General features: G+C 71.9%; 17 protein-coding genes. 12 read left to right on the forward strand and 5 right to left on the reverse strand.

The genetic code is table 11. The annotated features are described in order from the left end of the window. Positions 1 to 128: 128 nt before the first annotated feature. Both M446_RS14060 and M446_RS14065 read right to left on the reverse strand, forming a co-directional pair. Positions 129 to 1,487, reverse strand: coding sequence for a hybrid sensor histidine kinase/response regulator (locus M446_RS14060; protein ID WP_018260605.1), 1,359 nt, complete (start codon positions 1,485 to 1,487; stop codon positions 129 to 131). Further along, positions 1,484 to 2,692 carry an FIST N-terminal domain-containing protein gene (locus tag M446_RS14065; protein ID WP_012332752.1) on the reverse strand — a complete coding sequence of 403 codons (1,209 nt, stop codon included), beginning with the start codon at positions 2,690 to 2,692 and terminating at the stop codon, positions 1,484 to 1,486. Before M446_RS14065 ends, M446_RS14060 begins: the two co-directional genes overlap by 4 nt. A gap of 566 nt (positions 2,693 to 3,258) precedes the next feature. On the opposite strand from M446_RS14065, the gene M446_RS14070 reads away from it, so the two are divergent. From M446_RS14070 to M446_RS14090, 5 genes are all read left to right on the forward strand, one after another. Next, complete coding sequence (locus M446_RS14070; protein WP_012332753.1) at positions 3,259 to 4,014, forward strand: response regulator; 756 nt, start codon at positions 3,259 to 3,261, stop codon at positions 4,012 to 4,014. A gap of 187 nt (positions 4,015 to 4,201) precedes the next feature. Continuing rightward, complete coding sequence (locus tag M446_RS14075; protein WP_012332754.1) at positions 4,202 to 6,265, forward strand: carbon starvation CstA family protein; 2,064 nt, start codon at positions 4,202 to 4,204, stop codon at positions 6,263 to 6,265. 7 nt (positions 6,266 to 6,272) lie between these two features. Next, the gene (locus M446_RS14080) at positions 6,273 to 6,497 is read left to right on the forward strand and encodes a YbdD/YjiX family protein (RefSeq protein ID WP_012332755.1); all 225 of its coding nucleotides are present in this window, start codon (positions 6,273 to 6,275) and stop codon (positions 6,495 to 6,497) included. 348 nt (positions 6,498 to 6,845) lie between these two features. Beyond that, complete coding sequence (locus M446_RS14085; RefSeq protein ID WP_012332756.1) at positions 6,846 to 7,781, forward strand: DMT family transporter; 936 nt, start codon at positions 6,846 to 6,848, stop codon at positions 7,779 to 7,781. A 65-nt stretch (positions 7,782 to 7,846) separates the two neighbouring features. Then, positions 7,847 to 10,177, forward strand: coding sequence for a Tex family protein (locus M446_RS14090; protein WP_012332757.1), 2,331 nt, complete (start codon positions 7,847 to 7,849; stop codon positions 10,175 to 10,177). Between the two features lie 348 nt (positions 10,178 to 10,525). On the opposite strand, the gene M446_RS14095 is transcribed toward M446_RS14090, so the two are convergent. Together M446_RS14095 and M446_RS14100 are read right to left on the reverse strand one after the other, a co-directional pair. Further along, positions 10,526 to 10,813, reverse strand: coding sequence for a hypothetical protein (locus M446_RS14095; protein ID WP_012332758.1), 288 nt, complete (start codon positions 10,811 to 10,813; stop codon positions 10,526 to 10,528). 310 nt (positions 10,814 to 11,123) lie between these two features. Next, positions 11,124 to 11,567 carry a phasin gene (locus tag M446_RS14100; protein WP_012332759.1) on the reverse strand — a complete coding sequence of 148 codons (444 nt, stop codon included), beginning with the start codon at positions 11,565 to 11,567 and terminating at the stop codon, positions 11,124 to 11,126. Positions 11,568 to 11,805: 238 nt separating this feature from the next. Between M446_RS14100 and M446_RS14105 the strand changes: the two genes are divergently transcribed. The 7 genes from M446_RS14105 (at position 11,806) to M446_RS14135 (ending at position 22,780) form a co-directional block, all read left to right on the forward strand. Next, on the forward strand, positions 11,806 to 14,808 hold the full coding sequence (locus M446_RS14105) for a PAS domain-containing sensor histidine kinase (protein WP_012332760.1): 3,003 nt from the start codon (positions 11,806 to 11,808) through the stop codon (positions 14,806 to 14,808). Positions 14,809 to 14,904: 96 nt separating this feature from the next. Next, entirely contained in the window at positions 14,905 to 16,221 is a 1,317-nt protein-coding gene (locus M446_RS14110) for an ABC transporter substrate-binding protein (RefSeq protein ID WP_012332761.1), read from the forward strand. Between the two features lie 194 nt (positions 16,222 to 16,415). Further along, positions 16,416 to 17,756, forward strand: a complete 1,341-nt coding sequence (locus tag M446_RS14115; protein WP_012332762.1) for an MFS family transporter — start codon at positions 16,416 to 16,418, stop codon at positions 17,754 to 17,756. A 64-nt stretch (positions 17,757 to 17,820) separates the two neighbouring features. Further along, the gene (locus M446_RS14120; RefSeq protein WP_012332763.1) at positions 17,821 to 18,078 is read left to right on the forward strand and encodes a hypothetical protein; all 258 of its coding nucleotides are present in this window, start codon (positions 17,821 to 17,823) and stop codon (positions 18,076 to 18,078) included. A gap of 433 nt (positions 18,079 to 18,511) precedes the next feature. Beyond that, positions 18,512 to 20,461, forward strand: coding sequence for an acetate--CoA ligase (acs, locus tag M446_RS14125; RefSeq protein WP_012332764.1), 1,950 nt, complete (start codon positions 18,512 to 18,514; stop codon positions 20,459 to 20,461). 322 nt (positions 20,462 to 20,783) lie between these two features. Beyond that, a complete protein-coding gene (locus M446_RS14130) occupies positions 20,784 to 21,092 on the forward strand; it encodes a DUF485 domain-containing protein (protein ID WP_012332765.1) in 309 nt (102 codons plus the stop codon). Then, positions 21,089 to 22,780: a cation acetate symporter gene (locus M446_RS14135; protein WP_012332766.1), complete on the forward strand. Its 1,692-nt coding sequence runs from the start codon at positions 21,089 to 21,091 to the stop codon at positions 22,778 to 22,780. The genes M446_RS14130 and M446_RS14135 overlap by 4 nt, the downstream gene beginning before the upstream one ends. 139 nt (positions 22,781 to 22,919) lie before the next feature. Here the strand turns inward: M446_RS14135 and M446_RS14140 are convergent, their stop codons facing one another. Continuing rightward, positions 22,920 to 24,440, reverse strand: a complete 1,521-nt coding sequence (locus tag M446_RS14140) for an undecaprenyl-phosphate glucose phosphotransferase (protein WP_012332767.1) — start codon at positions 24,438 to 24,440, stop codon at positions 22,920 to 22,922. Positions 24,441 to 24,453: the final 13 nt, after the last annotated feature.

The following is a 24,453-nucleotide window of genomic DNA, read 5'->3' on the forward strand; positions in this document are numbered from 1 at the left end:
GGAACCCGTGGCGGCACGGGTCGCAGGGACAGCGCGATTCGCCCAATTTGGAGAGCATGATGCGGGAAAGCAAGTCCCGCCCCCCCTTGAGGCGCCGCGGGGCACGCCTGCGTCGCGCGCGGGGCCGGTCAAGATTTGCTCAGGAGATGCGCCAGCAGCGCGCGCAGCTGACCGGGCTTGATCGGCTTGTGGATCAGCTCGCAGCCTGCCGCACGGACATGGGCCTCGACCTCCGGCGAGTGGTCGGCGGTCGTCACGACGGCCGGGATGTCGCCGCCATGCACGGTGCGAAGCCACGTCACCGTGTCGAGGCCGCAGGCTCCGCCGTCGAGGTGGTAATCCGCGATGATCACGTCCGGGCTCCAGGTGGAGCCGGTGAGCCGGATCAGGCTGAGATGGTCGCGGGCCGCCAGCGCGTGCGCGTCCCAGTTCTGGAACAGCCGGGCGAGCGCCTCCAGCGCCGCCCGGTCGTTCTCGATCACGGCGATGCGCGCCCCCGTGAGGCTCGTCGGCAGGGCGAGGGGCTGGGCCGGCCGGGGCGCCTCGGCCTGGGCGCGCGGCAGGATCAGGGTGAAGCGGGACCCGTGGCCGACCCGGGAGACGAGGCTCAGCCGGTGGCCGAGCGCCTCGGCGGACCGGCGCACGATGGAGAGGCCGAGTCCGAGCGCGATCTCCCCGTCGACGCTCTCGCGCCCGCCCCGGTGGAACTCCTCGAAGATCAGCTCCCGGTCCGCCTCCGGGATGCCCGCGCCCGAATCGATCACGTCGACGCGCACGTCCCCGCCGCGCGGCCGGGCCGCGACCAGGACGCCACCCGTGCGGGTGTAGCGGATCCCGTTCGAGACCAGGTTCTGGATGATCCGCTGCAGCAGCACGAGATCGCTCGACACCCAGAGGTCGCCCGGGCGCACGCTGAGCCGCAGCCCCTTGCGGGCCGCGAGCGGGCCGAAGCTCGCCTCGACGCTCGCGAACACGTCCGCGAGCTTCAGGCTGCGCGGCTGCGGCTGGATCAGCCCGGCATCGAGCTTGGAGATGTCGAGGAGCGTCTTGATCAGGTCCTCGATCGTCTGGAGCCCGCGCTCGACCTGGCCGACGATCGCGAGCGCCTCCGCCCCCACCGGCATGTCGCCGAGGGCCGAGAGCGACAGCCGCGCCGCGTTGAGGGGCTGGAGCAGGTCGTGGCTCGCCGCGGTCAGGAAGCGGGTCTTCGAGCGGTTGGCCCGCTCCGCCTCCTCCTTGGCGGCGATCAGCGCCTGGTTCGAGCGTTCGAGGCTGCGCATCAGCGCCGTCAGCTCCTCGGTCCTGGCGCGCACCTGCCCCTCGAGGGTGATGGCGGTCTGGAACAGCGAGTAGGCGGTGCCCTGCTGGTCCATCGAGCGCTCGACCTGGGACATCAGGGCCGCGTTGATGCGCTCCAGCTTGGCGATGCGGCGGTGCAGCGCGGCCACCTCCTCGGCGGGTGCGGCCTCCATCGTCTCGGTCCTCATCGGGCGATCCCCATGGCGCCTCCCGCGGGGCCGGATGGCACCGCCCGCGGCGCCGGCTGCCGCCCGATCGCGATGCCCGTGAAGGTCTGGTTCAGGTGCATGGAGCGAAACTGCTCGCCGTAGGTTTCGAAACCGACGACATTGTACTGGCGGTACAGGTCCGAGATGCAATGCCGGACCTGATGCAACTCGGCATCGAGGCGGCGCAGGACGCATTCGAATCCGATCACGAGGTCGAGGCCGCCGAGCCGCGCGTCGAGGCGCGCCAGTTCCTCGCGGGTGGCGGCCACGATGTCCTTCTGCCGCGCCAGGGTGAGGACGACCCCCTCGTCGAGCGCGCACAGGAAGCTCAGCGAGCCGTCCGGGTTGAGGTGACGGATCGAGCGGCAGAAATAGTCGCCGCCGATCCGCACCACCAGGGGATTGGCCGCGAAGTCGGTCGCGGTCAGCGATTCCAGCGGCAGGCCGAGGGCCCGCGCGTACTCGGCCGCCGCGGGCTCCGCGTTGAGTTCGCGCACGGCCCGCCGCTCGCGGTCCGTCTCGGTGACCACGAACTTCGCGCCGGTCGGCTCGAAATTGTGGTTCTTGAAGATCTCGATCGGGAAGTCGGTCTCGATCAGGAGCAGGATCGCCGCCCCGCGATGCACCGCGCCGTCGTGGATCAGGGCGGTGTCCCGGAAGGTGAGGTCGTCGCCGGCCGATCCGCCCACCAGCGGCACGCCGTCGAGGCCGGTCGAGACCGCCGAGATCACCGCCTCCTCGGCGTTGGTCAGGCCGTCGATGAGCGAGAGGGCGAAGCGCTGCCCCCCGGTCCCGATCGCGTCGAGCTCCGCCCGCAGCGCGCGCAGGGCCGAGGCCGCGCGCTGCGCGTCGAGGTGGCCGATCTCCGGCAGCAGCACCGAGGCGACCCGGAACCCGGCCCGAGGGAAGGCCACCGCCACGAGCCCGCGGTCGAGGCCGCCCGTCGGGCTGATCTCCCCCGACGAGGTGCAGCCGGAGACGCGCAGGCCCGGGAAGTGTCGCGCCAGGGCGCCGGCCACCGCCCCGGCCCCGTAGGCGGGCGAGAAGAAGGTCACCAAGTGTCCGATCGGTTCGCGCTGCAGGGCGTCAGCGAACGCCGCCACCGCCGCTTCCGCCTCGGATTCATCGGTCCAGGCCGTCTGAATGCCGCAAAGGTGCGAGCAGGCGCGCGTGCCCTGCGCCACGGCGTGTCTCCCAGGCCCGCCGCCGGAACGCCGCGGCGGGGCGGGCTCGATTATGGCGATTGCTGGGAGAAGAGGCAAATGCGGCAGGGTGCGCAGGCGCAGCCGGTGCGGCGACTGCGCCTGCGCTGGGGAACGGGGCGGCGATCGCCCCCGCGATCGGCAGGCGCGCCGGAACGGCGCCCCCGCCATGATGCCCACCCCGGTTCCCGCCTGCTTCGCGGCGACGTTTCCTCCGACCGCTGAAGGTCAGAACGATACGTCCGGCCCCCGCGCGGCCACCATTGGACCAAGGTGCAGGGGTGCAGTCGTCGCCGCGTTGCACCCTAATCGTCATACCAAAGCACAGTGTCGCCAGTTCTCCCAGCGTGATACTGGTTGCGAATACGAATAAGGGTTGTAGTTCACAAGTATTCTTTGCTCACCGGCGGGACTGGCCCGGTGCCGCGCCGAACCGGTGGACGAATGCCCGTCGGCGCGCCCCGGGGCCGGGCCGGCGAGCGGCCGGTCCGGCGCGGCGAGCCGGGGCGGCGTTCTGCGGCGCGGTGATCGAGGGAAGTTGCGGTCCGATGGTGGCATTGACCAGTACGGGCAACCAAGTGTCTCCTGCCGAGGGGAGGCCTCCGGACGCGGTGCCGGCGCCCACGGAGAAGGGGTCGGACATGCACCTGATGATCGTCGATGATCACCCGCTCTTCCGCGAGGCGCTGACGAGCGCGGTGCGGCTGGCCTTCCCGGCCGCCGCCGTGGAGGAGGCGGACGGGATCGAGGCGGCCTGCGCGGCGCTCTCGCGGCTGCGCTCGGTGGACCTGACCCTGCTCGACCTGTCCATGCGCGGCGTCAACGGCTTCGACGGCCTGCTGGCGATCCGCACCCGCTTCCCCCGCATCCCGATCCTGGTCGTGTCCGGCATGGACGATCCGCGCATCGTCCGCGAGGCGCTGAGCCACGGCGCCGCCGGCTTCGTGCCCAAGGCGGCCGGCAAGGCGGTGCTCACCCGGGCGATCACGGACGTGCTGAACGGCGCGATCTTCGTGCCGGACGGCGTGGGCGCGCAGGAGGGCGAGGCGCCCCGCGGCGGCAAGCCGCCCATCGCCCAGCGCATCGCCGAACTCACGCCCCAGCAGGTGCGCGTGCTGCTGATGATCCGCCAGGGCAAGCTCAACAAGCAGATCGCCCACGAACTCGGCGTCGGCGATTCCACCGTGAAGGCCCACGTCTCCGAGATCCTGCGCAAGCTCGGCGTGATCAGCCGCACGCAGATCGTCATCGAGACCGCCAACCTCGACTACGACCACATCATGTCGGAGAGTTCGGCCGGGTGATCGGACGGGCTCCTGCCGCAAGGGAGCCGGCGATCGCCGAGCGGTGCCGTCCGCGGAGGGGCGCGCGGGTGCGCGCGCGGCTCACACCGCGCGCGCCCGGGGCCTATCCGAAAGTCTAAGAGCGGCTATGATCCCGGGTGACTAAACGGCCGGTCGAACCGACCGCCCCCTCGGGAGAAACGCCAGCATGACAGCCATCCAGAAGCACGGGCCATGGGCCCTCGTCGGCGCGCTCGGCGCCGCCGCGCTCGCCCTCGTCGCCACGCAGCGCGGCGAGACCGTCAACGCCCTCTGGATCGTCGTCGCGGCCGTCTCGGTCTACCTGATCGCCTATCGCTACTACTCGCTCTTCATCGCCGAGCGAGTGATGCGGCTCGACCCGACCCGCGAGACCCCGGCCGTGCGCCACAACGACGGTCTCGACTACGTCCCGACCGACAAGTACGTGCTGTTCGGCCATCATTTCGCGGCGATCGCCGGGGCCGGGCCGCTGGTCGGGCCGGTCCTCGCCGCCCAGATGGGCTACCTGCCGGGCCTGCTCTGGATCCTGGCCGGCGTGGTACTGGCCGGCGCCGTGCAGGACTTCATGGTCCTGTTCGTCTCGATGCGCCGCGACGGCCGCTCGCTCGGCGAACTGATCCGCTCGGAACTCGGCACGATCCCGGGCGTCGTGGCGCTGTTCGGCGCCTTCCTGATCATGGTGATCATCCTGGCGGTGCTCGCGCTCATCGTCGTCAAGGCGCTGGCCGAGAGCCCCTGGGGCACCTTCACGGTGATGGCGACGATCCCGATCGCGCTCCTGATGGGCGTTTACTCGCGCTGGATCCGGCCCGGCAAGATCGGCGAGGTCTCGCTGATCGGCTTCGTGCTGCTGATGCTCGCCATCGTGTACGGCCAGACCGTCGCGGCCGACCCGACCCTGTCGCGCCTGTTCACCTTCACCGGCACCCAGCTGTGCTGGATGCTGATCGGCTACGGCTTCGTCGCCTCGATCCTGCCGGTCTGGCTGCTGCTCGCCCCGCGCGACTACCTCTCGACCTTCCTCAAGATCGGCACGATCGCCGCGCTCGCGCTCGGCATCCTCGTCCTCGCCCCGCACCTGCAGATGCCGGCGGTTACGAAGTTCGTGGACGGCACCGGCCCGGTCTGGTCCGGCTCGCTCTTCCCCTTCCTGTTCATCACCATCGCGTGCGGGGCGGTCTCGGGCTTCCACAGCCTGATCTCGTCCGGCACGACGCCGAAGCTGATCGACAACGAGATCAACGCCCGCTTCATCGGCTACGGCGGCATGCTGATGGAGTCCTTCGTGGCCGTGATGGCGCTGGTCTCGGCGAGCGTCATCGATCCGGGCGTCTACTTCACCATGAACTCGCCCGCGGCCGTCGTCGGCACCACGCCGGAGACCGCCGCGGCGGCCGTCACCAAGATGGGCTTCGCGATCACCCCGGAGGCGATCCAGCAGACCGCCGCGGACGTGGGCGAGCACACGGTGATCTCCCGCGCCGGCGGCGCCCCGACGCTGGCGGTGGGCATGGCCCACATCATCTCCAACGTCGTCGGCGGCAAGGCCATGATGGCGTTCTGGTACCACTTCGCCATCCTGTTCGAGGCCCTGTTCATCCTCACCGCGGTCGATGCCGGCACGCGGGCGGGGCGGTTCATGCTGCAGGACCTGATCGGCGTCGCGGTGCCGGCCTTCAAGGACACCGCCTCCTGGGGGCCGAGCATCGTGGCGACCGCCCTCTGCGTCGCCTTCTGGGGCTTCTTCCTCTACCAGGGCGTCACCGACCCGCTCGGGGGCGTGAACACCCTGTGGCCGCTCTTCGGCATCTCGAACCAGATGCTGGCCGCCATCGCGCTCACCCTGTGCACGGTGGTGATCTTCAAGATGAAGCGCGAGCGCTACGCCATCGTGACGATCCTGCCGACCCTCTGGCTCGTCGCCTGCACGCTCACGGCGGGCCTGCAGAAGGTGTTCTCGGCCGATCCGCGGGTCGGCTTCCTGGCCCATGCCGACCGCTACGCCTCGGCCGCGGCGGAGGGGAAGGTCCTGGCACCCGCGAAGTCGCTCGATCAGATGAGCCAGATCGTCTTCAACGACCGCATCGACGCCGTGCTGGCGATGCTGTTCGTGGCCGTGGTGGTGGCGATCGTCGCCTTCGGGGTGAAGTCCTGCGTCGCGGCCTACCGGGCCTCGACCTGGACCGCCCTCGAGAGCGACCCGCGCGCCGTCCCGGCCCCGGCGGAGTGAGGCGGCCATGGCGCTTCCGTCGGAGCCCCTGCGCGAGCGCTGGGCGGCCCTCACCCGCTGCGTCTGCGACGGCGCGCGGCTGATGGTCGGCCAGGGCAATTACGACGCCTACCTGGCCCATATGCGCAGGACGCACCCGGACCAGGAGCCGATGAACCCGACGGAGTTCTTCCGCGACCGCCAGAACGCCCGCTTCGGCGTCGGCGGCCGCGGCGGGTTCCGCTGCTGCTGAGGACTCGGGGGGGGCGGCCCTCGGCCCTCCGCCCGGCCTCGCCCCGCCGCCGGCGCCCGGATCTCCCGCCCGAGGAGGTCCGCGGGCCGGCGGAACCGCAGGATCCGCCGTCGTCCGCCAATGCAGACGCGTCTTCGCCTGCGGGGCGGGCCGCGACCGCCGCCCATGATCAATCCGGCGCCCCCGTCACACCGGTCATCGCCGCGCCCCGCTGTGGTCACGATCGGGTAAATCCGGACTTAACCAGGGCTGAGCGGACAGCATGGCCGTGCCGCGGGATCGGCACGGCTCGATTCGGCCAAGCAATGCTAAGTTGATCGGAGTGTCGCTCCCGCCCGCTGCAGTCCCGTGGCCACGCTCGCCCCTTCCCTCCCCGCCGTTCTCCCGTCGCGCCCCACCCTGCCCCGCATCGGCGAGCAGCCGCTGCGCGGGATCGGGCTCGTCGTCCTGTCCACCATCTTCCTGTCGAGCTCCGACGCGATCGCCAAGTACCTCTCGGGATCGCTGCCGGCGCTGGAGATCGCGTGGCTGCGCTACGTGGGCTTCGTCGGGGTGATGCTGGCGGCGGCGCTGCTCACGCGGCGGCGCGGGCGCTCACCTCTCCGCAGCGCGCGGCCTGGGCTGCAGGTGCTGCGCGGCCTCGCCCTCGTCGGCTCGGCCCTGCTGTTCCTCTCGGGCCTGCGCTACCTGCCGGTGGCGGAGGCGACCGCGATCAGCTTCGTGTCCCCGATCTTCGTCACCGCCCTGTCGATCCCGCTGCTCGGGGAGACGATCGGCGTCCGGCGCTGGATCGCCGCCCTGGTCGGCCTCGTCGGGGTGCTGATCATCCTGCGGCCGGGCACCAGCGCCTTCCAGCTCGCCGCCCTGCTCCCGGTCGCCTCCTCGCTGTTCTGGGCCCTCGCCCTGGTCGCCACCCGCAAGATCAACGGCTACGACGCGCCGCAGACCACGATGACGTGGTCGGCGCTGGTCGGCTTCGCCGTCCTGACCTGCCTCGTGCCCTTCGCCTGGGTGGCGCCGAACCTCGACGAGATCGCGATCGGCGCGGCGGTCGGCCTGATCTCGACCACCGGCCACTGGATCGTGACGACCGCCTACCGGCACGCGCCGGCCTCGACGCTGGTGCCGTTCTCCTACACGCAGATCGTCTGGGCGGCCCTGATCGGCGCCCTCGCCTTCGGGTCGCGGCCCGACGCCTTCGTGGGCGCCGGCGTCCTTGTGATCGCCGCGAGCGGCCTCTACACCGCCCACCGCGAGCGGCTCAGGGGAGCCCGGGGGGCCTGATCCCCTGGCGGGGACGCGACGCGGCCCCGCCGCCCCGCCCCCGCTCGCCCGGATCGTGTGAGGACATGGCGAGCATCACCCAGCGCATCGCGGCCGAGCTCGGCGCGCAGGAATGGCAGGTCAAGGCGGCGGTCGACCTCCTCGACGGCGGCGCCACCGTCCCGTTCGTCGCCCGCTACCGCAAGGAGGCGACCGGAACTCTCGACGACGCGCAGTTGCGCACCCTGGAGGAGCGGCTGCGCTACCTGCGCGAGCTGGAGGAGCGCCGCCGGGCGATCCTCGACGGGATCGAGGCCCAGGGCAAACTCGACGAGGCCCTGCGCCGCCAGATCCTGGCGGCCGAGACCAAGGCCCGGCTCGAGGACCTCTACCTTCCCTACAAGCCCAAGCGGCGCACCAGGGCGCAGATCGCCCGCGAGGCCGGGCTCGGCCCGCTGGCGGAGGCGCTCCTCGCCGATCCGCGCCGCGCGCCGCGCGAGGCCGCCGCCCCCTTCGCGGACGCGCAGAAGGGTGTCGCCAGCCCGGAGGCCGCGCTGGAGGGAGCCCGCGCCATCCTGATCGAGCGCTTCGCCGAGGATGCCGAGCTGGTCGGCGCCCTGCGCGAGACCTTCTGGAAGGAGGGGCGCCTCGTCTCCACCCTGCGCGCGGGCAAGGCCGAGGCGGGCGCGAAATTCGCCGATTACTTCGCCTTCTCGGAGCCGCTGACCCGCCTCCCCTCCCACCGGGTGCTGGCGCTGTTCCGCGGCGAGAAGGAGGAGGTGCTCGACCTGCGCCTCGACGAGACGCCCGCCGGGACCGAGCCCGGCGCGCCGAGCCGCTACGAGGGCCGCATCGCCCTGCGCCACGGCATCCGCGACGAGGGCCGCCCCGGCGACCGCTGGCTGGCCGAGACGGTGCGCGCGGCATGGCGCACGAAGCTCAGGCTCTCGATCGAGCTCGACCTGCGGGCGCGCCTGTGGGAGGCGGCCGAGAGCGAGGCCGTGCGGGTCTTCGCCGGCAACCTGCGCGACCTGCTCCTGGCGGCCCCCGCGGGCGCGCGCCCGACGCTCGGGCTCGATCCGGGCTACCGGACGGGGGTCAAGGTCGCGGTGGTGGACGGAACCAGCAAGGTCGTGGCCACGGACACGATCTACCCGCACGAGCCGCGCCGCGACTGGGACCGCGCCGTCGCGACCCTGGCGCGCCTCTGCCGCCAGCACCGGGTCGAGCTCGTGGCGATCGGCAACGGCACCGCCTCGCGCGAGACCGACCGGCTCGCCGGGGAGCTGATCCGCCTGCACCCGGACCTCGGCCTCACCAAGGTGATGGTGTCGGAGGCCGGCGCCTCGGTCTATTCGGCCTCCGCCTATGCGAGCCAGGAATTGCCGGACCTCGACGTGTCGCTGCGCGGGGCGGTCTCGATCGCCCGGCGGCTGCAGGATCCCCTGGCCGAACTGGTGAAGATCGAGCCGCGCTCGATCGGCGTCGGCCAGTACCAGCACGACCTCGCGGAGGGGAAGCTGTCGCGCTCCCTCGACGCGGTGGTGGAGGATTGCGTGAACGGCGTCGGAGTCGACGTCAACACCGCCTCGGCCCCGCTGCTGGCGCGGGTCTCGGGGCTGAGCGAGCGGGTGGCGCAGGCCATCGTCGTGCACCGCGACGCGCACGGGCCCTTCCGCAGCCGCACCGCCCTGAAGAAGGTGGCGGGTCTCGGGCCCAAGGCCTTCGAGCTCTCGGCGGGCTTCCTGCGCATCACCGGCGGCGACGACCCGCTCGACGCCTCGGGCGTGCACCCGGAGGCCTACCCGGTGGTGCGCAAGATCCTGCAGGCGACGAAGAGCGACATCCGGGCGGTGATCGGCAACGGATCGGTGCTGCGGAGCCTCGATCCGCGGGCCTTCACGGACGCGACCTTCGGGCTGCCGACGGTCACCGACATCCTGGCCGAGTTGGAGAAGCCCGGCCGCGACCCGCGCCCGAGCTTCCGCACCGCGAGCTTCCAGGAGGGCGTCGAGACGATCGGCGACCTCAAGCCCGGGATGCTGCTGGAAGGGGTGGTGACCAACGTCGCGGCCTTCGGGGCCTTCGTGGACGTGGGCGTCCACCAGGACGGGCTCGTCCACATCTCGGCCCTGTCGAACAGCTTCGTCAGGGATCCGCGGGCGGTGGTGAAGCCCGGGGACGTCGTGCGGGTGAAGGTTCTCGACGTCGACGTGCCGCGCAAGCGGATCTCGCTGACGATGCGCCTCGACGATGCCCCGCAGGCCCGGCCGGGCCGGGACGGCGCCCGGCGGGAGCCCGCGCCGAACCCTCCGCGCACCGAGACAAAGCCGCCGCGCGGGGAGACCGAGCCGGCCGGTGACGGCGCCCTCGCCGAGGCGCTGCGCCGGGCGGGGCTCGACCGGCCGCGACGGTAGAACGGAATCGGGTGCCGGGCCGCCGGCGGGCCCTCGCGGGCGACCGGGCCGGGACCTGTTCATCGGCGCAGATCGGAGCGAGGGCGTCGCGCCGGGCGGCGGTCCCGACCGGCATGCCGATGTCGCGCGTGCGCCGGGGGCCGTTCTCGTCTTCCCGGGTCGCGACGCCTTCCGCGCCGCGAGCCGGGAACGCGCACCCTCACATGCCACACCCGCCTGATCCCTTCGGGATGGCGGGTCTGCGCTTCGCTCACGGGCCGCGTGATCCGGGATCCGCTGTGATCAACCGAATCCCGGATCAGGCCGGGTCACCCGGTTCGCCGACAGGATCCGAACCGGGGCGATTCTTCAGGGGACGACGCGGCCCGGCGCCGGCGGCTGGGGCGGCGAGAAGGGCGCGATCGGCACGTCGCAGAAGCAGCGCGCGCCGAGCGGGCGGGGACCGGGCATCGGGCAGGAATAGGGCTGCGGACCGGACAGGCCGCGCTGGACCGCGTCGCAATTGTACCCGACGGCGCGTCGGGAGGGCGGCGGGGGCGCATCGTAGCCGTAGGCCGGCTGGGCCGCGGCCGGCGCGGCGAGTCCTGCGGCGAGCAGGGCCGCCGACGCGAGGAGGGCGCGAACGAACCGTCGCATCACTGCGTGTCTCCGTCAGGATAGGCGCGCCCCGCGGCACGGGACGGCAGGGCCGGCATCGGTAGCGGAACCGGGTCGTGGCGGCAACGCGCCGGGACGCGCCGGCGGGCCACGATGCTCGGCGCGAGGGCGATCTGGGGGATCCGACGTCGCGCAGGAATCGGGAGCGACCCCTTCCCCGGGAGCCACCCGCGCCCGATGCGCGCGCGGCCGCGCCCCTCCCGGGACACGGCCGCTCGGCAACGCCTGTTCACACTGGTTCGGGCATCGCTGCCCGTGCGGCGCGCCGGGACGGCGCGACCGCGCCTCCTCAGGAGGCGTTGTGCGTCACGTCGTTGGTGGCGCTCTTCGCGGCGTCGACGCCCTGCTGCATCGCCGCCTTGGCATTCTCGGCGCTCTGCTGCATGGCCGACTGGGTCATGCTGCCGAACTCCTTGGCCTGCGACTGGATCGCCGCGAACTGGCTGCGGAGGAACTCGGCTTGGTGCTGCATCGCCTCCTGCACGTCGCGGGAGCGGACGAGCTTCTGGGCGAGGTCGAAGGCGGCATTCACGTTCTGCTCCGCGAAGGCGAAGCTGCGCGTCGACATGGTCTGCGCATTCGTCCGGGCCACTTCCGCCGAACCCTGGATCGTGTCGGCCGTCTTGCGGGCCGCGCTGATGAACGAGTCGAACGCCTTCCGGGCCTGGTCGACGCTCTTCTCCGCGAAGTCGCGCATCTCGGCCGGAATCTCGTAGTTCGGGGTGGTGTTCATGTTCGTCTCCTCACTGATGCTCTCTCTGGCACAGGCGTTGTGCACTGCACAATAGCACATTCGGCGCGGAATGCCAGTTTCCCGCAGGCCGTTAAGGTTAATGATGGTGTAACGCTCGACCTGCGCATTCCGTGCCCGTGCGCGGTCGTTTCATTTCCGTTAAATCGGTGCCGGACGCATGGTGGCGGAGCGGCGAATCGTTCGATCCGGCGTGAATCGGGCGGATTGGGGAGCGGCAGTGGACGAAGGGGCGCTGTTCGAGGCGAAGATCGCGGCGCTGACGGCTCTTCCGGCCCTGGCGCGGCTGACGGCCGGGCGCCCGATCGCGTGCCTGTTCCTCGATGAATCGGCCGAGCGCGTCCTGCATCATTCCCCTGCGGCAAAGGGTCTCCGCGACGCGATCGCCGATCCGCAGGGCCGGATCGACCGCGACCTCGACGTGCCGCGCCAGCTGCGCGGGCTGCGCCACCTCGCGCCGGACGGGGAGAAGCCCCGCCTGTCGCGGCTGCGGATCGACCCGGGCGGGCTCGCCCCGCCCCTCGTCTGCGCCTGCTTGGTGGTGTCCCTGCCGGGCGACCGCCGCGCCCTCGCCCTGATCCCGACGGATCCGCTGCCGGCCCTGCGGCCGAGGCGGCGCCACGCGGTCCCCGCTCCCGCCCCGCCCTCCCCGCCGGTCTCCGGCACCGGCGCGGCGCCGATGCGCTTCCTCTGGCGCAGCGACGCGGAGGGCCGGATCGTCGAGGCGACCGAGGCGCTGACCGGCCTCGTCGGCCGCACGCCCCTCGGCCGGAGCTGGGCCGAGCTCCTGGCCGACACCGTGCAGGGGACGAGCGACGACCTCGCGGCGGCCCTCGCGGCGCGCCGGACCTTCCGCGCCCTCCCGGTCCTGTGGCGCTTCGACGGGACGGAACGAGGCGTGGCTGTCGACCTGTCCGGGGCGCCGCGCCTGGGCGAGGGCCGCGCCTTCGCGGGATTCAGCGGTTTCGGGGTGATTCGGCCCGACCGCGTCGCGCCGATGCCGCCCGCCCGCGCCGCGGCCCCGGCGAAGCCGAGCCTGCGCGAGCGCGCCGCCGCCGTGATCGCGATCGGGCGCGCAAGCGCCCCCGAGGAGCCGGGCCGGGCGGCGACGTGGGAGCCCCCGCCCGTGCCCGAACTGCCCGCCTTCGCCTCGCTGGCGGGCGCGACGCTGGCGGGCTTCGCCGGGATGATGGCCGCGACGCCGCTCAACGCCTTCGGGCTCGGCTGGCCCTTCTGCCTCGACGAGGAGGGCAGTGCGGAGCCGCCGACACGCAAGGACGCCGAGCCGGTGGCCGCAGCCGCCGCGCCGCGCGCCAGCGCCGAGCCGGTCGCCCAGGCGGCGCCCGAGCCAGTTGTCCAAGCGGCGCCCGAGCCCCCCCTCGCCCCGCCCGAGCCGGATGCGGCGCCCTCGCCCGGCCCGGAGACGAGGCCCGAACCCGCGGCGGGGGACGGCGAAGCGGGCCGGCGCCCCGAGGCGGCGGGCCACGACGAGACCCCGGCGCCCGCCGCCGAACCGGCGCCGGAGGTGCCGCGCCCCCTCGCGCCCGGCCAGCTCTCTCTCAACGAGCACGCGGCGTTCCGCGAGATCGCCCGGATCCTCGGCGCGCGCTTCGCGGGCGACGCGCCGCAGGACGGGCCGTCCCCGGCGCGCGACGCGGAGGAGGCGCCGCGGCGCGCGGGGGCGGTGACGCCCTTCCCCGCCCTGGCCCTCGCCCGCGCGCCCGAGCGCGGCCCCTCCACCGCCGGCGAGGTGGCGCGCGTGCTCGACCGGCTCCCGATCGGCATCCTGGTCCACCAGGGAGAGGAGGTGTTGCTGGCCAACCGCGCCCTCCTGTGCCTCGCGGATTACGAGAGCGCCGAGGCGCTGACGGCGGCGGGGGGCGCGGGCAGCCTGTTCCGGGGCCGCGATCCGGCGAGCCTGGCCGTGGGCGAGGGCGATCCGGCCGGCGGGGCCGATCATCCCGTCGTCCTGGCGACCCGCACCGGTGAGGCGCTGCCGGTGGCGGCCGTCCTCACGCCGGTCGAGTGGGGCGGCGCGCCCGCGAGTCTGCTGGCCCTGCGCCGGCTGCCGGAGGAGGACCCCGCCCGGCATCTCCGGGCGGCCGAGCTGGAGCGCGCCCGCCAGGAGGCGCGCCTGCGCGAGAGCGAGGCCGTCCTCGACGCGGTCACGGACGGGGTCGTCACCCTGGACGAGCGCGGCCGCGTGATCGCCCTCAACAAGGGCGCCGCCGCCCTGTTCGGGCACGAGCCGCGCGAGGTGAGCGGCGAGGACCTGACGGTGCTGTTCGCCCAGGACGGCCGGCCCGCGATCCGCGCCGCCCTCGAACGGGCGCGGGCCGGGGAGCCGGCGAGCACCGAGGTGGCGGCGGAGGGCGGCGAGCCCATCCTGGCCCTCACCCTCGCGCCCCTGGCGCAGGAGGAGCCGCGCCGCTTCTCGGTGCTCCTGCGCGACGTCTCGGCGGCGCGGCGGACGGAGGCGGAGCTCCTGCGCGCCAAGCGCGCCGCCGAGGCGGCGAGCAGCCAGAAATCGGATTTCCTGGCCACCATCAGCCACGAGATCCGCACACCCCTCAACGCGATCCTGGGCTTCACCGAGGTGATGATGGAGGAGCAGTTCGGCCCGATCGGCAACGAGCGCTACCGGGATTACCTGCGGGACATCCGCAGCTCGGGCGAGCACGTGGTCAGCCTCGTCACCGACCTGCTCGACCTCGCCAAGATCGAGGCGGGCCACCTCGACCTCCACTTCACCGGGGTGGTGCTCAACGACCTCGTCGGGGCGAGCGTGTCGCTGATGCAGCCGCAGGCGGCGCGCCAGCGGGTGGTGGTGCGCACGAGCTTCGCGAACGGGCTGAGGCCGGTCCTCGGCGACCAGCGCTCCCTGCGCCAAGCGGCCCTCAACCTGATCGCCAACGCGATCAAGTTCACGGATGCGGGCGGTCAGGTGATCGTCTCGACGGCGATGACCGACCGCGGCGGCGTGGCGCTGCGGGTGCGCGACACCGGCATCGGCATGACGCCGGACGAGGTCGAGACGGCGCTCCAGCCGTTCCGGCAGGTCGCGACCGCGCAGAACCGGCGCGGCCGGGGCACCGGGCTCGGCCTGCCCCTTACCAAGGCCCTGGTCGAGGCGAACCGGGGCACCTTGCGGGTGTCGAGCCGCAAGCACGAGGGCACGCTGGTGGAGGTGCTGTTCCCGCCCGCCCGGGTGCTCGCGATCTGAGCTCTCCGCCCGCCTCGGCCCCTTCCCGTTCGCCGGATCGGCGCTAAACTTGTGCAGTGCGGCAAAGCTCGCCCGCTGCCGCAAGGGACCTGCGTCATGCCGCTCCGCCCGCTGCGCCCCCTCCTCGCCGGCCTCCTTGTCGGCCTCCTCGCCGCCGCGCCGCTCCCGGCCGCCGCCGAGGGCGTGGCGATCGCCCTGCTCACGGAGCGCACCGGGCCCGCTGCGGCCACCGGGATCCCGCTGGCCAACGGCTTCGCCGACTACCTGACGATGCTCAACCAGCGCGACGGGGGCCTCGGCGGGCAGCGGGTGACGGTCACGGAATGCGAGACCGGCGGCAACCTGGAGCGGGGCCTCGCCTGCTACGAGGAGGCCCGGCGGGCCGGCGCCGTCGCGATCAATCCCGGCGGGGTCGACCTCGCCCTCGCCCTGCTCGGCCGGAGCGCCGCCGACCGCATCCCCCTCGTCTCGGTCCCGGCCGGCCCGGCGCTCGCGGCGGCCGGCCAGCGCTTCCCCTACGCCTTCGCGCCCCCGGCCACCGCCTGGGACGGGCTCACGGTCGCCCTCGCCTTCCTGACCAACGCCCCGGAGGGGCTGGAGGGGCGGCGCGTCGCCTACCTGCACCGGGACACGCCGGCCGGCCGCGACCCCGTGCCGGTGATGGAGGGGCTGGCCGGGGAACTGGGTTTCAGCCTGCGCAGCTACGCCCTGCCCGAGCCGCCGGAGGGCGCCGGCATCTGGCGCGGCGTCAAGGCCGCCTCCCCCGACATCCTGATCCTCGACGGCTCGGCCGGGCTCGCGGGCGATCCGGTCGGGGACGCCCGCGCGGCCGGGATCCCGCTCAATCGCGTCATCGCGCTCGGCAGCCCGAGCGCCGAGGCCCTGCGCCAGGCCGGTCCCGCCGCGCGGGGCTTCCGCGAGATCACTTGGCATGCGGCGACCGACAGCTTCCCGGCCTTCGACCAGATCGACCTCCTGGCCATCGATGCCGGCCTCTCGCGCACGGAGAAGGACGAGGCGACGGGCCTGCTCTACAACCGGGGCGTCTACGCGGCCGTGGTCACGGCGGAGGGGATCCGCAACGCGCAGCGCCGCGCCAGGGGCGAGCCCCTCGACGGCGACGCGGTCCGGCGCGGGCTCGAAGCGGTCCAGATCGACGGGGCGCGCTGGAAGGAACTCGGCCTGACCGGCTTCGCGGCGACCCTGCGGCTGTCCTGCGGCGACCATAGCGGGCACCTCGCGGGCCTCGTCCTGGAGTGGAACGGCGCCAAGTGGGTTCAGGTCAGCGACAAGATCGCCCCCCTGCGCCAGCGCCTGCGGCCGCGCCTGGAGGCCGCCGCCCGGGCCTTCGTCGAGGGCGCGGCCGCGGGCGGGCCCTGGCCGGAGCGGCCCGAACCCTGCGAGCGCTCGTGAGGCGCCCGGCGGCGGGGCCGGTCCCGACGCGCCGCCAACGAGGCGGCGGGACGCGGCCGCGCCGCTGATTCGGCCCGGGCGCCGCGCGAGGGCTGCACCGCCGCGCAAAAGCCGCTATGGCTCCGAGCGCCGCGTCCCGGGCGTCTTCCCGCGAGACCGGGCCGCGGCCCAGAATCGGAGGACTCGCCCCCGCGATGACAACCACATTCCGCGCCGCCCCCGACGCCCTCGCGTCGCAGAATCCAACCATCGCCGCCTTCGACACCAGGGCCCGCATCCGCGCCATCATCGGCTCGTCCTCGGGCAACTTGGTCGAGTGGTACGATTTCTACGCCTATGCGTTCACGGCGATCTACTTCAAGGACGCGTTCTTCCCCGGCGCCGACCCGACCGTCCAGCTCATCAACACCGCGGCGGTCTTCGCCATCGGCTTCCTGATGCGGCCGATCGGCGGCTGGCTGTTCGGGCGCATCGCCGACCGGCTGGGGCGCAAGAACTCCATGCTGATCTCCGTGCTGATGATGTGCCTCGGCTCGCTGATCATCGCGGTGCTGCCGACCTACGGGCAGATCGGGCTCCTCGCCCCGGTCCTGCTGCTCCTCGCCCGCATGGCGCAGGGGCTCTCGGTGGGGGGCGAGTACGGCACCAGCGCCACCTACATGAGCGAGGTCGCCCTGAAGGGGCGGCGCGGCTTCTACGGCTCCTTCCAGTACGTCACGCTGATCGGGGGCCAGCTCCTCGCCTCGCTGGTGGTCGTGCTGGTCACCCTCGGACTCTCCGACCGCGAGATGAGCGCCTGGGGCTGGCGCATCCCCTTCCTCATCGGCGCCCTCGCGGCGGTCGTGGCGCTCTACCTGCGGCGCTCCCTGCACGAGACCTCGACCGCCGAGACGCGCGGGGCGCAGGAGGCCGGCAGCGTCCGGGCACTCTGGCAGCACCACCGCCGCGCCTTCCTGACGGTGCTCGGCTACACCGCCGGCGGCTCGCTCATCTTCTACACCTTCACCACCTACATGCAGAAGTATCTCGTCAACACCGCCCACATGGACAAGAAGACCGCGAACTACGTCATGACCGCGGTGCTCTTCACCTACATGGTGGTGCAGCCGCTGTTCGGGATGTTCGCCGACCGGTTCGGGCGCAAGACCGCGATGCTGATCTTCGGCGCGTCCACCACGGCGCTGACGGTGCCGCTGCTGCACGCGATCGGCGGCACCACGGACCCGTTCCTCGCCTACGCGCTGATCACGGCGGCGCTGCTCTGCGTCTCCTTCTACACCTCGATCAGCGGGCTGGTGAAGGCGGAGATGTTCCCGGCCGAGGTGCGGGCGCTCGGCGTCGGCCTGTCCTACGCCATCGCCAACGCGCTGTTCGGCGGCTCGGCGGAATTCGTGGCCCTCTCCTTCAAGGATTGGGGCGTGGAGACGTGGTTCTTCTGGTACGTGACGCTCATGTGCGCGATCGCCTTCCTGACCTCGCTGCAGATGCCCGACAGCCGCCGCTCCGGATACCTTCAGGGCGACGGCACCGCCTGAACCGGGGCCGGGGCAGGGCGTTGACCCGGCGGGATCTCCGCTCACCAGCACAAAGGATCGCGCGATGCGCCTCCCCCGCCTCCTCGCCCTCGGGTTGCTCGCCGCCACCCTCGGCGCCGGGCCGCTCGCCGCTCAGAATGCCGATCCGGGCGCCGCCCCGGCGGAGCCCGGATCGACCGGCACCGTCAACCGCAACGTCATGGCGACCGGGCAGACCAAGCCGCCCGGCCGCGCCGCCGCCCCGCGCGAGGCCAACCAGCCCGACCGGGTGAAGGAGCTCAACCGCAAGGTGGATACCGGCATCTGCATCGGCTGCGACTGATCCGACATCCGACGGATTGCTTCGCCATCTCCCCTTTCGGCCATGCGGATTTCGGCGTCGCTCAAACGCCGCGCGGGCGTGCCAGACGACATCCGACGGATTGCTTCGCAATGCGGATGTCGGCTTCGCTCAAACGCCGCGCGGGCTCGTCATCCGCTGTCCGGACGATCACGTCCGGACGGCGTCTGATACAGGTCAAGGCCGCGGCCGGCGTGGCCGTGCCAGGGAGGGAAGCGACGGTGCGGGAAGGCGCGCTCCCGGGAGCGGTCGGCCCCGCGCCGCGCCAAGCGGCCGGCCCTGCAACGCGGCTCATCCGAAAGGCGTTAGACGGAAGAATCCGTTGCAGGCCGGCCGCTCGCGGGATTAACACCTAAGCACAAGCACCGGACTCCGAAACGAACGGTCCGGCTAAGGTGAAGAGAGGGAGAGCGCCATGACTCAACGGATCGTCGCGGTGCCGGCCGCCGTCAAGGAGCGGGCATATATCGATGAGGCCAAGTATCGCGCTTGGTATGAGGCTTCGATTAACGATCCCGAAGGATTCTGGCGCGAGCACGGCAAGCGGATCGACTGGTTCAAGCCCTACACCAAGGTGAAGGAGACCGATTTCGGTCCGGGCAACGTCTCGATCCGCTGGTTCGCGGACGGCGTCACCAACGTCGCGCACAATTGCATCGACCGCCACCTGGCCACGCGCGGTGATCAGGTCGCGATCATCTGGGAGGGCGACGATCCCTCCGAGTCCCGCAGCATCACCTACCGCGAACTGCACGCGGAGGTCTGCCGGATGGCGAACGTCCTGCGCAACCGCGGCGTCGGCAAGGGCGACCGGGTCACCATCTACTTGCCGATGATTCCCGAGGCGGCCTTCGCCATGCTGGCCTGCGCGCGGCTCGGCGCCATCCACTCGATCGTCTTCGGCGGCTTCTCGCCCGATTCGCTCGCCGGCCGCATCGAGGGCTGCGCCTCCAAGCTGGTGATCACCGCGGACGAGGGCCTGCGCGGCGGCCGCAAGGTGCCGCTCAAGGCCAATGTCGACGCGGCGATCCAGCGCCTGCCGCGGGACAGCGTCGACCACGTCATCGTGGTGCGCCGCACCGGCGGCAGCGTCGCCATGGAGGCGGGGCGCGACGTCTACTACGACGACGCCGCCCGCGAGGTCACCGACGAGTGCCCGGTGGAGCACGTCGAGGCCGAGCACCCGCTCTTCCTGCTCTACACGTCGGGCTCGACCGGCCAGCCGAAGGGCGTCGTCCACACCACCGGCGGCTACCTCGTCTACGCCTCGATGACGCACCAATACGTCTTCGACTATCACGAGGGCGAGGTCTACTGGTGCACGGCCGATGTCGGCTGGGTGACGGGCCATTCCTACATCGTGTACGGGCCGCTCGCGAACGGCGCCACGACCCTGATGTTCGAGGGCATCCCGACCTACCCCTCGGTCTCCCGGTTCTGGGACGTGGTCGACAAGCACAAGGTCAACATCTTCTACACCGCCCCGACCGCCATCCGCTCCCTGATGGGCGCGGGCGAGGAGCCGGTGAAGAAGGCCTCGCGGTCGACGCTGCGCGTCCTCGGCTCGGTCGGCGAGCCGATCAACCCCGAGGCCTGGGAATGGTACTACCGGGTCGTCGGCGACGAGCGCTGCCCGATCGTCGACACGTGGTGGCAGACCGAGACCGGCGGCATCCTGATCTCGCCGCTGCCCGGGGCCACCGCCCTCAAGCCCGGCTCGGCCACCCAGCCCTTCTTCGGCGTCAAGCCGGTGGTGGTGGACGGCGACAACAAGGTGCTGGAGGGCGCCTGCGAGGGCAACCTCTGCCTCGCCGATTCCTGGCCGGGCCAGATGCGCACCGTCTGGGGCGACCACGAGCGCTTCGTGCAGACCTACTTCTCGACCTTCCCGGGCCGCTACTTCTCGGGCGACGGCTGCCGCCGCGACGAGGACGGCTACTACTGGATCACGGGCCGGGTCGACGACGTCATCAACGTCTCGGGCCACCGCATGGGCACGGCCGAGGTGGAATCCTCGCTGGTGGCGCATCCGAAAGTCTCGGAAGCCGCGGTGGTGGGCTATCCCCACAGCCTCAAGGGCCAGGGCATCTACGCCTACGTCACCCTGATGAACGGCGAGGAGCCGACCGAGGCGCTGCGCAAGGAACTGGTCGCCTGGGTGCGCAAGGATATCGGGCCGATCGCCTCGCCGGACCTGATCCAGTTCGCCCCCGGCCTGCCCAAGACCCGCTCGGGCAAGATCATGCGGCGCATCCTGCGCAAGATCGCCGAGGACGACTTCTCCTCGCTGGGTGACACCTCGACCCTCGCCGATCCCGGCGTGGTCGACGACCTGATCGAGAACCGGCAGAACCGCGCCGGCTGAGGTCGCCCCGCCCGCGGCGAGCGCTCGCCGCGGGCAAGGCGCGATCGCAGATCGTCACGTCAAGCTTGGCCACGAGAATCGCTCAATCCGCTACAACCTTCGTCGGATTGAGCGATTTTTCAGACTATCCGCCCTGGTCAACAGGTCTGAATTCAGCCAAACGCGGTGGCGGGCCGCACCCGCCGCGCCGGGTGCGGCTTTCTGTTTGCACGCGACAGCGATCAGTTCATTCTACCGGCAATGACAGCGCCCGACCCGACGGATTCGTCTGGCGGGACCGGTCGCGCCATGCGCGCCGCAACACTCACGGGAGGTCGTCACCATGTCCGGACCGGACACAACGCGTATCCTCAACAATCCGAAGTTCCGCGAGCTGGTGGCCGAGCGGACGCGCTTCGGCTGGCTGCTCTCGGCCATCATGCTGGGGATCTATCTCGGCTTCGTGCTCCTCGTGGCCTTCGCCAAGGGTTTCCTGGCGATGAAGATCGGGGCGGGCGTGACTTCGCTCGGCATCCTGCTCGGCGTGGCCGTGATCGTCTCGGCCTTCGTGCTGACCGGCATCTACGTCCAGCGCGCGAACGGCCGCTTCGACGACCTCACCCGCGACCTCAACCGGGAGCTCGCCCGATGATTCGCCTGCGCCTCCCCGCCCTCGCGGCCCTCGCGCTCCTCGCCGCCGCCACCGCCGCGAGCGCGGCGGGTCCCGACCTCGGCGCGGTCCAGAAGCAGAACCTGAACTGGTCCGCCATCGGCATGTTCCTGCTGTTCGTGCTCGGCACGCTCGGCATCACCTACCGGGCCGCCGCGCAGACCCGCTCGGCCGCCGACTTCTACGCGGCGGGCGGCGGCATCTCGGCCGGCCAGAACGCGCTCGCCATCGCGGGCGACTACATGTCGGCGGCCTCGTTCCTGGGCATCTCGGGCCTGGTGTTCTCGTCGGGCTTCGACGGGCTGATCTACTCGATCGGCTTCCTGGTCGGCTGGCCGATCGTGCTGTTCCTGATCGCCGAGCGGCTGCGCAACCTCGGCAAGTTCACCTTCGCGGACGTGGCCTCGTTCCGCCTCGACCAGACCCAGATCCGGGTCCTGTCGGCCACCGGCACCCTGGTGGTGGTCGCCTTCTACCTGATCGCCCAGATGGTCGGCGCCGGCAAATTGATCCAGCTCCTGTTCGGCCTCGACTACCTCTACGCGGTGGTGCTGGTCGGCATCCTGATGATCGTCTACGTCGCCTTCGGCGGCATGAAGGCGACGACCTGGGTGCAGATCATCAAGGCCTGCCTGCTGCTGGCGGGCGCGACCTTCATGGCCCTGGCGGTGCTGTGGCGCTACGGCTTCAACCCGGAAGCCCTGTTCGCCGCGGCGGTCAAGGAGCATCCCAAGCACGACGCCATCATGGCGCCGGGCGGCCTCGTCAGCGACCCGATCTCGGCCATCTCGCTCGGCATCGGCCTGATGTTCGGCACCGCCGGCCTGCCCCACATCCTGATGCGGTTCTTCACCGTCTCGGACGCGCAGGCGGCCCGCAAGTCGGTGTTCTACGCGACCGGCCTGATCGCCTACTTCTACATCCTGACCTTCATCATCGGGTTCGGGGCGATCACCTTCCTGATGAACGATCCCTCCTACTTCAAGGCGGGGGCGGACGGCGCCTACGACCGCATCGCCGGGCTGATCGGCGGCACCAACATGGCGGCGGTCCACCTCGCCAACGCCACCGGGGGCGCGCTCTTCCTCGGCTTCATCTCGGCGGTGGCCTTCGCGACCATCCTGGCGGTGGTGGCGGGCCTGACCCTGGCGGGCGCCTCGGCGGTGAGCCACGACCTCTACGCGCAGGTCATCGCCCGCGGCCGGACCTCCGAGCAGAAGGAGGTGCGCCTGTCGAAGCTCTCCGCCGTGGTGATCGGCGTCGTGGCGATCGTGCTCGGCTACGTCTTCGAGAACCAGAACGTCGCCTTCATGGTCGGCCTCGCCTTCGCGGTGGCGGCGAGCTGCAACTTTCCGGTCCTGGCGATGTCGATCCTGTGGAAGGGCACGACCACCACCGGCGCCCTGGTCGGGGGCCTCGTCGGCCTGATCACCGCGGTGGCGATGGTGGTGCTGTCGAAGGCGGTCTGGGTCTCGACCCTGGGCTACTCCACGGCCCTGTTCCCCTACGACAACCCGGCCCTGTTCTCGATGCCGATCGCCTTCCTGGTGATCTGGGCGGTGTCGAAGGCCGACGCCAGCGCCCGGGCGCGCCGCGAGCGCGACAGCTTCGAGGCCCAGTACGTGCGCTCGGAGACCGGCATCGGGGCCGCCACCGCCCACGCCCATTGAGGGCCCGGCCCCTCCCCGCCCGGGCGGCGGCGAGGGGCCGCCCGGTGACGCGGATGGCGGGGTCGGCCCGATGAACGGGTCCGCTCCCGCCTCCGTCCCTCGCCCGGGAGCCACGCCCCCGCGCGACACGCCCTCCGCTTCAGTAGGCGTTCTCGGTCTTGAGCAGGGCGAACGGCGTCATCGCCAGGATCTGCAGGTCGAAGAACACCGACCAGTTCTCGATGTAGTAGAGGTCGTGCTCGACGCGGCGCTGGATCTTCTCGCTCGTGTCGGTCTCGCCGCGCCAGCCGTTGATCTGCGCCCAGCCGGTCAGGCCGGGCTTGACCTTGTGGCGGGCGAAGTAGCCGTCGACGACCTGGTCGTAGAGCGTGTTGGCGGCCTTGGCCTGGAGCGCGTGCGGGCGCGGGCCGACCAGCGACAGGTCGCCCTTGAGCACGTTGAACAGCTGCGGCAGCTCGTCGAGGGAGGTCTTGCGGATGAAGCGCCCGACCGGCGTCACCCTGGGATCGCCCCTGGTCACCAGCCGGGCCGCCCCGGCGTCGCTCTGGTCGACGTACATCGAGCGGAACTTGTAGACCTCGATCAGCTCGTTGTTGAAGCCGTAGCGCTTCTGCCGGAACAGCACCGGCCCCTTCGAGGTCAGCTTCACCGCGAGCGCCACCGCCAGCATGATCGGCGCGAAGGCGACCAGCATCAGGCCGCCGACGGTGCGGTCGAACATGGCCTTCACCACCACGTCCCAGTCGGCGATCGGCTTGTCGAACAGGTCGAGCACCGGCACGGAGCCGAGATAGGAGTAGCTGCGCGGGCGCAGGCGCAGCTTGCTGGCATGGGCCGAGAGGCGGATGTCGATCGGCAGCACCCAGAGCTTGGACAGCATCTGCAGGATGCGCGCCTCGGCGGAGATCGGCAGGGTGAAGATGATGAGGTCGAGCCGGGTGTTGCGCGCGTAGGCGACGAGGTCGCTCACCGTGCCGAGCTTGGGGTAGCCGGCGACGACGTCCGAGGAGCGCCCGTCCGAGCGGTCGTCGAACACGCCGACGATCTTGACGCCGGAATCCGGCTGCCACTCCAGCGCCTTGATCAGCGCCTCGGCGGGCTCCCCGCCGCCCACGATCGCGGTGCGGCGGTCGAAGCGGCCCTGCCGCATCTGGTCGCTCACCGCGATCGACAGGGCGAGCCGCCCGCCGAGCAGGAGCACCAGTCCGGCCAGGTAGTACGCGCCGAGCCACAGGCGCGAGTACTGGTCGCCGAGCTTGGCGAAGAACAGCACGGTCGCGGCGAGCAGGAAGACGAGGGACCAGCCGAGGGCCACCCGCAGGCCGAACTGGAAGAAGGCCCGGAAGGCGCGGATCCCGTAGGAGCCGGCGACCTGCTGCACCGCGAGGTTGAGCGCGGCGAGGCCGAATATCGCCGCCAGATAGCCGAGATGCAGCGGCACCAGGCCGTGCAGCACCGCGAGCTGTGCGGCGATGCCGGTCGCGGCGACGAGGCCGAACTCCGCCGCGCGCACGCAGCCCGTCAGCACCACGAGCGAGAGCGGCCCGCCCTTGCGCGGCGGCACGAGATTCTCGGCCGGCGGCATCGCCGCCCGGCTGCCGGCCTCGCCCGGCTGGGCGGCGGCCGACTTGAGAATGTCGCGGACGTCGAACGCAGTCATCTCGCGCCTCACG

Origin of the sequence: Methylobacterium sp. 4-46 (assembly GCF_000019365.1) — a bacterium.
Classification (GTDB): Bacteria; Pseudomonadota; Alphaproteobacteria; order Rhizobiales; family Beijerinckiaceae; genus Methylobacterium.